This is a genomic window from Pseudomonas sp. Ma2-10 (assembly GCF_054330215.1).
Genome location: NZ_JBTEYL010000007.1, coordinates 62,335 through 74,561, shown reverse-complemented (window position 1 = coordinate 74,561; position 12,227 = coordinate 62,335). Strand labels below are relative to the sequence as shown.

Below are 12,227 nucleotides of genomic sequence, written 5' to 3'. Positions count from 1 at the left end.
AGACTGGCCACCTCAACCGTTGGTTAAGGAGTCAGAACATGTCTACTTCTTCGATTCGCTTCATCAGCGGCACTTCCAGCCTTGGCGTCTTGCTGCTCGCGTTCAGCACCGAGGGTCTGTGCGCACTGCTGATCGATGATGATCTGGCAACGATGGACTGGTCATGCTCAAGCAGCACGCAATTATCAGGTTGCTGTCAGAGCCAGACGACGATTTCACTGGTGGCGAGTTCGTGCTGACGCAGTCGCGCCCTCAGTTCATCGGCCTAAAGAAAGGTGACGGGCTGATCCTTGCCGTCAACCAACGACCGGTCAAAGTCCTTCGTGGCTATTACCGAGTGACCCTGCGTGAGTCGCCGGCACCGTGGAAAACGGCATACCCTTGGAAGCATCTTTCACGACGCGTCATGACCCCATGAACCCAATCACCTTCGACTTGTTTGCCGACGCGGAACCCGAGCAGCAACTCAGGCTCGATCGTATCGGCGAACAGTCCTGCGTCCTCAGAGGCTTTGCCCTGCCCTGGCTGGATCAGTTGCTGCCCGCACTGGACGCAGTTCTGGCGGCGGCACCGTTTCGGCAGATGATCACGCCCGGGGGCTTTACCATGTCGGTCGCCTTGAGCAGTTGCGGCGCGCTGGGCTGGACCACCGACCGCAGCGGCTATCGCTATACCCGCCATGATCCGCTGACCGGAAAACCCTGGCCGACAATGTCCGAGGTGTTTCTAGAATTGGCGCAAGCGGCGGCGCGGCAAGCGGGGTTTGCGGATTTCATGCCTGATTCCTGCCTGATCAACCGTTATGTTCCCGGAGCCAAGATGTCGTTACACCAGGACAAAGACGAAGTCTCCTACGCCGCGCCCATTGTTTCAGTGTCCCTGGGATTGCCGGCAATGTTCCTGTTCGGCGGTTTCGAACGCAGCGATAAAAGCCAACGAGTGCCGCTGTTGCATGGCGACATCGTGGTCTGGGGTGGCGTGGATCGCTTGCGGTATCACGGGGTCTTGCCGATCAAGGACGGCCAACACCCGCGACTGGGCGAACAACGGATCAACTTCACCTTTCGTACCGCCGGATGAAGCCTTCGAATTCGACCGCAAGACCCGGGGTGCAGCGGCCCCGTCGGCTGGTTAATCTGCATGAAACGAATCAACGGACATGAAGCCATGACAAGCCATTCGACAACGATCGCCACCGAGAACGACCCTCGCTGGGCCGCCGTCGTCGCGCGTGATCCCCAGGCAGACGGACAGTTTGTGTATGCAGTGAAAACCACCGGCATTTACTGCCGCCCCAGCAGCCTGGCGCGTTTGCCGAAACCGCAGAATGTCGAGTTCTTCGACACTGCCGAACAGGCCCAGGCGGCGGGTTATCGCCCCAGTAAACGCACCGCGAAAGATCAAAGCGACGTCGCCGCACAACATGCCGCGACGGTGGCCGCCGCTTGCCGCCAGATCGAAACCGCGGAGAATCTGCCTGTTCTGAGCGAGCTGGCTTCTACTGCGGGCCTGAGTAGCTTTCACTTCCATCGGGTGTTCAAAGCGGTGACCGGTCTGACGCCCAAGGGTTACGCCACGGCCCATCGTTCACGCAGGGTCCGTGAGCGTCTCGCGGACGGAGACTCGGTGACCAACGCGCTGTATGACGCCGGCTTCAACTCCAACAGCCGTTTCTATGAAGTCGCCGATCAGCTATTGGGCATGAAACCCGGTGATTACCGCGCCGCCGGTCAGAACAACGACATTCGTTTTGCTGTCGGCCAATGTTCCCTGGGGGCGATTCTGGTGGCGCAGAGTGAACGGGGTGTTTGCGCGATCTTGCTGGGCGATGATCCGCACCAACTGGTCTGCGATCTGCAGGACAAGTTTCGACGGGCGAATCTGATTGGCGCCGATCACACGTTCGAGCAACTGATCGCCAAGGTCGTTGGTTTTATCGAAGCGCCGGCCCTTGGACTGGACTTGCCGCTGGATGTTCGTGGCACCGCTTTTCAAGAACGGGTCTGGAACGCCCTGCGGGAGATTCCCGTCGGTTGCACCGCCAGCTACGCCGATATTGCTCAACGAATCGGCGCGCCAAAAGCGATGCGCGCCGTGGCTCAAGCCTGCGGCGCGAACAACCTGGCGGTGGCGATTCCGTGCCACCGCGTGGTGCGCAGCGACGGCAACCTGTCGGGCTATCGCTGGGGTGTGGAGCGCAAGCGTCAGTTGCTTGAACGCGAAAACCCGTCTGAGTCCTGAATGCCGATATAGACCGACACTGAATTCGGGCGGGTATCGACCTCGAAGTCTGTGGCGAACGTGCGGGTTGTCCTTAAAAGTAGGCCCAGATCAGGCCCCACGTCTGAATGACGCTGTCGGCATCACCCCTTTGGCGCTGATCACTAGGTAATCGCCTCCCTCCACCTGAATCTGCGGAAAGTCCTCGAAGGGCGCGATGACCGCCACCCCCGCGGTCACATCGAAGTGGCCCATGGCGATAGCCCTTGTCTCTATAATTTGTCCGTTTGATTTATGGTGAAACTGTCAACGATCGACGTCGACCACCACCCGCCCACGCAATTGACCGGCGAGCAGACGCGGCGCGGCCTCGATCACTTCGCTCAAGCCGATTTCGTGGCTGATCAGCGGCAACAAGGTGAAGTCGAGATCCTTGGCCAGACGATTCCAGGCCAGTATCCGCTTGGCTTTGGGTTGAGTCACGCTGTTGATCCCGGCCAAGGTCACGCCGCGCAAAATGAACGGGGCAACTGAAGCAGGAAAGTCCATGCCTTGCGCCAGACCACACGCGGCGACGGTGCCATTGGCCTTCGTGCTGGCACAAGCGTTGGCCAACGTGTGGCTGCCAACCGAGTCGATGACCGCCGCCCAACGTTCCTTGGCCAAGGGCCTACCCGGTTCGGACAGCAAAGCGCGGTCGATAATTTCGCTGGCGCCTAATTGCTTGAGGTATTCGTGCTCGGAGGTGCGACCGGTGGACGCGACCACCCGATAACCGAGCTTGCTCAACAGGGCAATGGCGAAACTGCCTACACCGCCATTGGCGCCGGTGACCAATACTTCGCCCTGATCGGGCGTCACGCCATTATGTTCCAACGCCAGGATGCTCAGCATCGCCGTGTAACCCGCCGTGCCGATGGCCATCGCTTGCGCCGCGGTGAACGCCTTGGGAAGCGGAATCAGCCAGTCGCCATTCAAACGAGCCTTCTGCGCCAGTCCGCCCCAATGTCCTTCACCAACTCCCCAGCCATTGAGTACGACCTGATCACCGACCTTGTAGTCCGGATGGCCACTGACTTCGACAGTGCCTGCCAGATCGATACCCGGCACCATCGGGAATTTTCGCACCACCGGGCTGCTGCCGGTGATCGCCAGGCCATCCTTGAAGTTCAACGTGCTGTACGCCACCCGCACAGTCACATCGCCTTCGGGCAGTTGATCGTCATTGATCTGTTGCAGTGTGGCCCGGTAACCGCTGTCATCTTTGTCGATCAAAATGCCTTGAAACATCGCTGTCTCCTATTGGAATCACTCAGTTGTGGTGCAATTGAAATAACACATGGCAACATTTCACCGTACTCGACTTTAAGCCAATAGCTGCATACAAACTGAAAACTCGACTGGCCCCGCGCCCATCAATGCTGCTACAAATCCGGCTCTACCGTCCCTGCCCTGTTATGACGCCGGAGAACCCTTCAAATGAGCAAATGGCCAGACACCCGTATTCTTGACTTGCTTGGCATTGAGCTGCCGATCATCCAGGCGCCCATGGCCGGCGCGACCCATTCGACCATGGTTATCGCAGCCAGTAATGCCGGCGGCCTGGGCTCGATGCCTGCCGCCATGTTGAGCATCGATCAGTTGCGCGCGGAGCTGAAAACGATTCGAAAACACACTCAGCGCCCAATTAACGTCAACTACTTCTGCCATCAGCCCCCCGCCGCCGATGAGCAACGCGCTGGAGACTGGAAGAATCTGCTGGAGCCCTACTACCGGGAACTTGGCGTGGATTTCGACGCCCCGACGCCGGTGTCCAATCGAGCGCCCTTCGATAACGCGGCCTGCGAAGTGATCGAAGAGTTTCGCCCCGAAGTCGTGAGTTTCCACTTCGGCCTGCCGGAAAAGTCCCTGCTGGACCGCGTGAAAGCCACTGGCGCGAAAGTGCTCTCCTCAGCCACCACGGTGGAAGAGGCCATTTGGCTCGAGCAGCACGGTTGTGACGCAATCATTGCCATGGGGTATGAAGCCGGTGGCCATCGGGGCATGTTTCTCAGTGATGATCTGAGCAGCCAGGTGGGGGTCTTTGCGTTGGTGCCCCAGATCGTTGATGCCGTGAAAGTACCGGTGATTGCTGCCGGCGGTATAGCCGATGCACGAGGCGTCGCGGCAGCGTTCCTGTTGGGGGCTTCGGCGGTGCAAGTGGGCACGGCGTATTTGTTCACGCCAGAGGCCAAGGTCAGCGCGTCTCATCACAAGGCGTTACGCACCGCCAAGGAAAGTCAGACAGCCGTCACCAACATTTTCACCGGACGCCCGGCGCGTGGAATTCTCAACAGGGTGATGCGCGAACTCGGACCCATGAGCGCCAAAGCACCGGCCTTTCCGCTGGCGGGTGGTGCGCTGATGCCATTGCGGGCCAAGGGAGAAGCGGAATTCAGCAACCTCTGGGCGGGTCAGGCATTCACGCTGGGCGTTGAAATGACCACGGCTGAACTGACTCGGCGCCTGGCTGAGGAAGGATTGGCCAAGTTGGTTCGTCAGTAACGCATGGCCGTGTAACACACGGCGCATCCAAGACGTTCCGTTTGCAGGCATTTCGCTATATATTCTGCTATATAGCGTTTACTCCCCTCGCTGCACTTGCCTACAACGGAGCCCTTTCATGAGCATTCGTGCCTCACGTTTTGCCCCCACCTGCCTGGCAACCCTGCTCGCAGTGTTCGCTTTCGGGTCCGCCCAGGCGGACGAAGTCCAGGTTGCCGTCGCCGCCAACTTCACTGCACCCATTCAGGTGATCGCCGCTGATTTTGAAAAAGACACCGGGCATAAACTGATCGCCGCCTATGGTGCAACCGGCCAGTTCTATACCCAGATCAAGAACGGCGCACCGTTCGAAGTGTTCCTTTCGGCGGATGACACCACCCCGCAAAAACTCGAAACCGAAGGCGACACGGTCAAGGGCTCGCGCTTCACCTACGCCATCGGCACCCTGGCGCTGTGGTCGGCCAAGGAAGGTTATGTCGATGCCAAGGGCGACGTGCTAAAGAAGTACGAATACCAGCACCTGTCCATCGCCAACCCGAAAACCGCGCCTTATGGCCTGGCCGCCACTCAGGTGCTCGCCAAGCTGGACCTGACCGACAAGGTCAAAGCCAAGATCGTTGAAGGCCAGAACATCACCCAGGCCTACCAATTCGTCTCCACCGGCAATGCCGAACTGGGTTTTGTGGGCTTGTCGCAGATCTACAAAGACGGCAAAGTCACCAGCGGTTCGGCCTGGATCGTTCCTGCCAACATGCACGAGCCCATCAAACAAGACGCGGTGATCCTCAACAAAGGCGAGGACAATCCGGCCGCCAAGGCGCTGGTTGACTACCTCAAAGGTCCGAAAGCGGCCGCCGTCATCAAATCCTACGGTTACCAACTCTAAATGACGCTATCGAGTGCCGACTTTTCCGCCATCTGGCTGACCTTGAAACTGGCGTCACTGACGACGGTCATCCTACTCATCATCGGCACTCCGATTGCGTTATGGCTGTCGCGCACCCGCTCGTGGTTGCGCGGCCCCGTCGGGGCGATCGTCGCCCTGCCCCTGGTGCTGCCGCCGACGGTGATTGGCTTTTATCTGTTGCTCGCGCTCGGGCCTAACGGGTTTATCGGCCACTTCACCCAATCACTGGGGCTCGGCACCCTCACCTTCAGTTTTGCAGGGCTAGTCATCGGCTCAGTGCTCTACTCGATGCCATTCGTGGTCCAGCCACTGCAAAATGCTTTTTCCTCCATCGGCACTCGCCCTCTGGAAGTGGCCGCGACCTTACGCGCCAATCCCTGGGACACGTTTTTTAGCGTGATCCTGCCGCTGGCCCGCCCCGGTTTCATCACCGCCGCCATTCTCGGCTTTGCCCACACCGTCGGTGAGTTCGGCGTGGTGCTGATGATCGGCGGCAACATTCCCGACAAGACTCGGGTGGTCTCGGTGCAGATCTACGATCACGTCGAAGCCATGGAATACGCCCAGGCCCATTGGCTCGCCGGGGCGATGCTAGTGTTCTCCTTTGTAGTCTTGCTGGCGCTCTACTCCAGCCGTAGAACCCAAGCGGGCTGGAGCTGATCGATGATTCATACGCGCCTGAAACTAAAGTATTCAGGGTTCGCCCTGGAGGTGGATCTGCAATTGCCCGGTCGCGGAGTCACTGCACTTTACGGTCATTCCGGTTCAGGCAAGACCACCTGCCTGCGCTGCATCGCGGGCCTGGAAAAGGCTGAACAGGGATTCATCCAGATCAACGATGAAGTCTGGCAGGACAGCGACAAGAAAATTTTCGTACCACCACACAAACGTGCGCTGGGTTACGTCTTCCAGGAAGCCAGCCTGTTTTCCCATCTGTCGGTGCTGGCCAACCTGGAGTTCGGCCTCAAACGCATTCCTCGTCAACAGCGCCGGGTGGACATGGCTCACGCGACTGAACTGCTCGGGATCGGCCATTTGCTGGATCGCCATCCGTCGCACCTTTCCGGCGGTGAACGGCAGCGGGTCGGCATCGCGCGCGCACTGCTCACCAGCCCGAAACTGTTGCTGATGGACGAGCCGCTGGCGGCGCTGGATAGCCAGCGTAAAAACGAAATCCTGCCTTACCTGCAACGACTGCATGATGAGCTGGACATCCCGGTGCTGTACGTCAGCCACTCACAGGATGAAGTCGCGCGCTTGGCCGATCACCTCGTTCTGCTCAGCAATGGCAAGGCGCTGGCCAGCGGCGCTATTGGCGAAACGCTGGCCCGTCTCGACCTGCCCTTGGCGCTGGGCGACGACGCCGGCGTGGTGATCGAGGGGCACGTCAGTGCCTATGACCCTGACTATCAGTTGCTGACCCTGCAACTGCCGAATACCACCCTGAATATTCGGGTGGCTCACTCAACGATGACGCCGGGTCAGGCACTGCGCTGCAAGGTTCAGGCGCGGGATGTCAGCCTGAGCCTGCAAAGCATCGAGCAAAGCAGCATCCTCAATCGCCTGCCGGTTACCGTGATCAGTGAAATGGGCGCCGACAACGCCGCCCACGTGCTGATCCGTCTGGACGCGGGCGGCACACCGCTGCTGGCGCGGATCACCCGTTACTCCCGGGACCAGTTGGCCGTGCACCCCGGCCAGCAACTCTGGGCACAAATCAAGGCGGTGGCGGTGCTGGCATAAAACCGCTGGCACGACTGCAACGGCGTGCGGTCAATGGCTGTAACGGCCCCCGGTCCGTCGCCAAAGGACTACTGCCATGCCCGATATCGCGCTGCCCGATGTGCTGCCATCCGACCTGCATTACGTCGATGACACCCAGAGCGGCAAGTTCTGCTACTTCGACCCCCAGGGTCAACGCATCACCGATCAAGACGAGATCAAACGCATCAATGCCCTCGCCGTGCCCCCGGCCTACACCGATATGTGGATCTGCGCAGACCCGCGCGACCATCTGCAAGCCACCGGCCGTGACGCCTGAGGTCGCAAGCAATACCGTTATCATCCGCGCTGGCGAGAAGTGCGTGATGCCAACAAGTACTCACGTTTGCAGGACTTTGGGCTGGCGCTGCCGAAACGGCGCAAACAGCTTGAAACGCTATTGGCGGCTCCCGACTTCAGTCGCGACAAAGTCATGGCCACGGTCATCACCTTGCTTGATGCAACGCTGATCCGGGTCGGCAGCACCCGGTACGCTCGGGAAAACCGATCCTACGGCTTGACCACCCTGCGCAACCGTCACGTTGAGGTCAACGGCAACGCGATCCTGTTTCAGTACCTGGATGAAAACGGTGATCGACACACCGTCAGTTCCTCCGATGTCAACGCCTACCTACAGACCCTCACCGGCGCCGACTTCACGGCCAAGGACTCCCGCACCTGGGCCGGCAGCGCGTTGGCGTTGGCGCTTTTGCGGGAACTGCAGTGGGAGCCCGAGCCGGATGCAAAGCGGCATGTGGTGGAGATGGTCAAGAATGTTGCCAAACAATTGGGTAACACTCCGGCAGTCTGCCGCAAGTGCTACATCCACCCGGCGGTGCTTGATTTTTTTTGGGGGGGTGAGTTGGCTGAACTGCCCAGCCATCGAGCGCGTAAAGGGCTGAAGGCGGAGGAAATGGGGCTTGCGGTGGTTTTGGAGAAGATGATCGCAACCGTTGAAGCGACGAACTGACCCGTCTATTTTTTGCACGACTGCAAATGGCTTCTATAGTTGATGTGAACCTGAATTAGCTGCGGTGACGCCATGGAAGACATTTTCGTTGTGAAGCGTTGCAACAAGATCATCATCTATGGCCGCCGAGCGGGAGATACCAACCATCCACCACCCGATGCCGCCGTCTGGTATCGCATCGCCGATACTCGGACCCGTGGCTTCATCGGTGACGGTTACGACCGTGAAGAAGACGCCCGACGTGAATGCCGGCAGTTGAATGCCAGGTCGCACGTGACGGTCCGAGGAGGCTGAAGCTACCTGCCTTTCACGGGTCTATACTGAAAAAGCTGAAGGATTAGCGACCCCATCGGCAGACAGCTCGCCCCCTGCGGGCTTTTTGCTGCTAGTTACAGGTTTCTTGAACGGAGGTGTTTGCCATGTCCGAAAAAGAGTCCATCACCACACTGCTCACCCTGCTCGACTCCCGTCAGGCTCGACTGGCAGCGGCATGCAAGGAAATTGCCGACTGGGTCGATCATCAAGGCGGGCACCCGACAGCTCTAAGAATCCGTGATCGTCTGAACGACATCGAGAAGGACACGCCACTGATTCGCAATACGCTGTCGTCGCTCAAACCTGTCGACCCGCCCCTGCCGCGGTTCAGATGATTCGATCTGGACATCCTCAAGGACACGGCCTGATTCAGGACGCATAAACGGCGACCTTATCGTCACCGGGTGCGCCCTTGCCTGAGCGCTTCCTGTTACATCCCCCAGCTCTTTTGAAGAATTCCCCTGACCCGCCCGCATGCGGGCCCTTTTTTGGCCCATTACGTCGGCAACGAACGTCACCGTACGATGGAGGTCAAACAACTACACGTCACGAAGGAGGCGTCTGATGGTTACTCACTTCAAAGTCGGCGGGCATCTGGCCTGCGGTCACAAAGGTAGCAAGCTCATTTCAACCAGCGAACTAACCCGGGTGAAATGCAGAAGCTGCCGAAACACCGACGCGTTCAAGGATGCGCGCAAAGACCAGCGCAACGCTGCACGCCGCGCCGCACGCAAAGCCAAAGTTACGCACACTGCCAATGACTGGCGTGCGGCCTGGGTCGAACGGCTCACCGCCATGGAAGGACTGCAACGATTGCCTCGTGGTTTCACCGGCCAGCCTTTCGTTTAGCTGACAGCATCGGCGGCTGAATCGAATTCACTCGATCCGGCCGCTGGCGCTAGGATTTCCAGCAACGGCATGCGCTTGAAGGCTTCGGCTAGAATTCGCTGTCCCCCGGCGCGCTCGAAACAGTTCAGGCCGTCACCGATCAGGCGGTCAAAAACGGTGTCAACGGGCCTCATCGACGCAAAAGACGTTGGTGTCCAGCGTTGTAGGGGCAAGTCCACACTCGCTCACGAACCCAATAACGGCACCAGCAACGAGCCCTCGGCACCCTGCCATTTTTCGGCGGCAAACAGATTTCTCGACTAGTGTTCTATCGAATCGAAATGGCGCCGGCTGCATTGGCGGGTCTTGATCAAGGAGGAGACAGATGACACCTATTCGTATCGCTGAGAAAACCTATCGCACTTGGTCCAGCCCTATCTTGCTTGAACTCAAAGAACGAGAGCATCAGCTCGATCCGGCAGCCCGACAGGCCCTTCAAAATGTCTTGGTCGAGAGAAGGCTTGTCGATACCGGCAACCCTTCTGGCGAAGATCGACGCGGCGCTAATTCAGCGGCTAGCGGCTAGCGGCTAGCGGCCGGGGTCAATAACTGCCACGGGCTTAAAACAGCAAGCCAGAAACAAACAAGGGTTTGCATCAGCTTTCGCCCGCAAACCCTTGATTTTAGATGGTGCCGAAGCCGGAATCGAACCTTCCTCTTTGTCGCTGAAAATAAAGGAAAATTTTGAGTTCGAAATTTTCTCTATCTCTATGTGTACCCTCATTGGGCTTTTCCAATGGTACGACTGGAACGCGGCGGGGCACCGAGTAGACGAAAATATCCCGATCGTTTTTTCGTTCCTCGTAGAATTCAGTCAAACCTCCATGGAGCAACATTTGGAGCGGGAAACGAGACTCGCATCTAGCGTCCGACCTATTGAAATCTAAAGGGTTTCATTTATTCCTGAAGCAGGAATGGGCTCAATTCTGGACTCGTTCGAAGGGTATCTCAAGAACAAAAATGGAATAAACCTAAGCCCCTACACCAAGTGCAGACTCCGATCTCGGGTAGGCAATTTTTAGCCTGAACCACCGTATACAGCCCCGTTGCTGGGGCCGTAAGTGTCACTTCCAAGGCCGGCTAAATCAGTGCGCGATGCACACCGATTTCAGCTCGGTGTAAGCCTCAATTACCGCGCGACCGAACTCACGGCCCATACCGGATTGTTTAACGCCACCAAACGGCATCGCAGGGTCGAGCAGTACGTGAGCGTTGACCCAAACGGTACCCGCTTCGATACGCGGCACCATGTTCATGGCTTTGCTCAAGTCGTTGGTCCACAGACTGGCGGCCAAGCCGTAACGATTGTCGTTGGCCAGGGCGATCACCGCGTCTTCATCATCAAACGCCATCACGCCCAGCACCGGACCAAACACCTCCTCACGGGCCACCGCCATGCTGTGGTCGATATCGGCCAGAATGGTCGGCTGCACATAGAAGCCGTCGCCTTCCAGCAACTCACCGCCCGAGACCACGCGCGCGCCTTCGCTGCGAGCCAGCTCGATGTGCTTGAGTACGCTTTGTTGTTGCTTGCGCGACACCAGCGGGTTGATCGCTGCGTCGCAGTTCATACCCGCACCGATCGGCATGGCCGATACCGCTGCCGCGAGACCTTCGACAAACTTGTCGTAGATCGAGCGATGCACATAGAAGCGCGAGGCCGCTGCGCATACCTGGCCGTTGTTCAGCAGGCCACCCAGGATCGCGCCCTGAATGGCTTTTTCGATGTCGGCATCTTCGAGAATGATCATCGGGTTTTTGCCACCCAACTCCAGGGCAAAACGCGTCATGTTTTCCATGCACGCAACGCCGACACTTTTGCCCACAGCGGTGGAGCCGGTGAAGGACACTTTGCTTACCAGCGGGTGCGCCGTCAGCGCGCCGCCTACCGAGGCGCCACCACCGGTCACGACGTTGAATACGCCCGCAGGAATGCCAGCCTCAATGGCCAATTCAGCCAGACGCATGGCGGTCAACGGGGTTTCCATCGCCGGTTTGATGATCACCGTGCAACCGGTGGCCAGCGCCGGCATCAGCTTCCAGGTGGCGATCAGCAGCGGAAAATTCCACGGCACAATCCCGACCACTACACCCACCGGTTCACGCTTGGTGAAGGCGGTGAACTTCGCACCTGGTGGCAGCGGGATTGACACATCAAAGGTTTGCCCTTCGATCTTGGTGGCCCAGCCGGACATGTAACGCATGAACTCCACGGTGGCGTTCAGATCAAGCGCACGCGCCATGTTGATCGACTTGCCCTGGCTCAAGGTTTCCAACTGGGCCAACTCTTCAGCATGTTCCTCAACCAGGCGGGTGAAGTTCAGCAGAATGCGTTCGCGGTCCGCCGGGCGCAAACCGGACCACACGCCGGACTTGAAGGCGGCATGGGATGACTGCACCGCGCGCTCGACCACTTCCAGCGGCGCATCCAGTGTTTCGCAGAGGGTTTGCCCGGTAGCAGGGTTGACCACGGCAATGCTTTGCCCTTCAGCGAACACCCACTGACCGTCGATGAAACAGCCATGACGGCGGTCGAGGAATGCAGCCACCTGCGGCAGAATTTCAACGTTGCTCATAATTCACCTTTCGTTCAGACGAGTTGTTCAGCCAGAAAACCGGCTG

At 58.7% G+C, this 12,227-nt stretch carries 14 protein-coding genes and 3 pseudogenes; 13 read left to right on the top strand and 4 right to left on the bottom strand.

What is annotated here, in order from left to right; genetic code table 11:
* Positions 1-38 precede the first annotated feature (38 nt).
* From ACXPVS_RS11330 to ada, 4 genes and pseudogenes are all read left to right on the top strand, one after another.
* A complete protein-coding gene (locus tag ACXPVS_RS11330; protein WP_458510134.1) occupies positions 39-239 on the top strand; it encodes a hypothetical protein in 201 nt (66 codons plus the stop codon).
* A pseudogene (locus ACXPVS_RS11325) lies at positions 191-410 on the top strand (2OG-Fe(II) oxygenase); the annotation flags it as partial. The gene ACXPVS_RS11330 and the pseudogene ACXPVS_RS11325, both read left to right, overlap by 49 nt.
* Before the next feature lie 4 nt (positions 411-414).
* Positions 415-1,080, top strand: coding sequence for a DNA oxidative demethylase AlkB (alkB, locus tag ACXPVS_RS11320; RefSeq protein WP_458510005.1), 666 nt, complete (start codon positions 415-417; stop codon positions 1,078-1,080).
* 87 nt (positions 1,081-1,167) lie between these two features.
* A complete protein-coding gene (gene ada / locus ACXPVS_RS11315; RefSeq protein ID WP_458510127.1) occupies positions 1,168-2,241 on the top strand; it encodes a bifunctional DNA-binding transcriptional regulator/O6-methylguanine-DNA methyltransferase Ada in 1,074 nt (357 codons plus the stop codon).
* Here the strand turns inward: ada and ACXPVS_RS11310 are convergent.
* A pseudogene (locus ACXPVS_RS11310) lies at positions 2,205-2,478 on the bottom strand (GyrI-like domain-containing protein); the annotation flags it as partial. The gene ada and the pseudogene ACXPVS_RS11310 overlap by 37 nt on opposite strands.
* A 48-nt stretch (positions 2,479-2,526) precedes the next feature.
* Entirely contained in the window at positions 2,527-3,510 is a 984-nt protein-coding gene (acuI, locus tag ACXPVS_RS11305; protein WP_458510004.1) for an acrylyl-CoA reductase (NADPH), read from the bottom strand.
* Positions 3,511-3,699: 189 nt separating this feature from the next.
* Here acuI and ACXPVS_RS11300 point away from each other — a divergent pair, with 189 nt between their 5' ends.
* The 8 genes and pseudogenes from ACXPVS_RS11300 to ACXPVS_RS11265 all read left to right on the top strand — a co-directional run bounded on the left by ACXPVS_RS11300 (position 3,700) and on the right by ACXPVS_RS11265 (position 9,566).
* Positions 3,700-4,764 carry an NAD(P)H-dependent flavin oxidoreductase gene (locus tag ACXPVS_RS11300; protein ID WP_458510003.1) on the top strand — a complete coding sequence of 355 codons (1,065 nt, stop codon included), beginning with the start codon at positions 3,700-3,702 and terminating at the stop codon, positions 4,762-4,764.
* 118 nt (positions 4,765-4,882) lie between these two features.
* On the top strand, positions 4,883-5,650 hold the full coding sequence (gene modA, locus ACXPVS_RS11295; protein ID WP_458510002.1) for a molybdate ABC transporter substrate-binding protein: 768 nt from the start codon (positions 4,883-4,885) through the stop codon (positions 5,648-5,650).
* Entirely contained in the window at positions 5,651-6,331 is a 681-nt protein-coding gene (gene modB, locus ACXPVS_RS11290; RefSeq protein ID WP_458510001.1) for a molybdate ABC transporter permease subunit, read from the top strand.
* 3 nt (positions 6,332-6,334) lie between these two features.
* On the top strand, positions 6,335-7,414 hold the full coding sequence (gene modC, locus ACXPVS_RS11285) for a molybdenum ABC transporter ATP-binding protein (protein WP_458510000.1): 1,080 nt from the start codon (positions 6,335-6,337) through the stop codon (positions 7,412-7,414).
* Between the two features lie 76 nt (positions 7,415-7,490).
* A pseudogene (locus ACXPVS_RS11280) lies at positions 7,491-8,402 on the top strand (DNA topoisomerase IB).
* Positions 8,403-8,474: 72 nt separating this feature from the next.
* Positions 8,475-8,696, top strand: a complete 222-nt coding sequence (locus ACXPVS_RS11275; RefSeq protein ID WP_458509999.1) for a hypothetical protein — start codon at positions 8,475-8,477, stop codon at positions 8,694-8,696.
* Positions 8,697-8,821: 125 nt separating this feature from the next.
* Complete coding sequence (locus tag ACXPVS_RS11270; protein ID WP_007946177.1) at positions 8,822-9,052, top strand: hypothetical protein; 231 nt, start codon at positions 8,822-8,824, stop codon at positions 9,050-9,052.
* Between the two features lie 229 nt (positions 9,053-9,281).
* A complete protein-coding gene (locus ACXPVS_RS11265; RefSeq protein WP_458509998.1) occupies positions 9,282-9,566 on the top strand; it encodes a hypothetical protein in 285 nt (94 codons plus the stop codon).
* Here ACXPVS_RS11265 and ACXPVS_RS11260 read toward each other — a convergent pair.
* Entirely contained in the window at positions 9,563-9,739 is a 177-nt protein-coding gene (locus tag ACXPVS_RS11260; RefSeq protein WP_458509997.1) for a hypothetical protein, read from the bottom strand. The genes ACXPVS_RS11265 and ACXPVS_RS11260 overlap by 4 nt on opposite strands.
* 191 nt (positions 9,740-9,930) lie before the next feature.
* On the opposite strand from ACXPVS_RS11260, the gene ACXPVS_RS11255 reads away from it, so the two are divergent.
* Entirely contained in the window at positions 9,931-10,131 is a 201-nt protein-coding gene (locus ACXPVS_RS11255; protein ID WP_458509996.1) for a hypothetical protein, read from the top strand.
* A gap of 559 nt (positions 10,132-10,690) precedes the next feature.
* Here the strand turns inward: ACXPVS_RS11255 and ACXPVS_RS11250 are convergent.
* The gene (locus tag ACXPVS_RS11250; protein ID WP_458509995.1) at positions 10,691-12,181 is read right to left on the bottom strand and encodes an aldehyde dehydrogenase family protein; all 1,491 of its coding nucleotides are present in this window, start codon (positions 12,179-12,181) and stop codon (positions 10,691-10,693) included.
* Positions 12,182-12,227 lie beyond the last annotated feature (46 nt).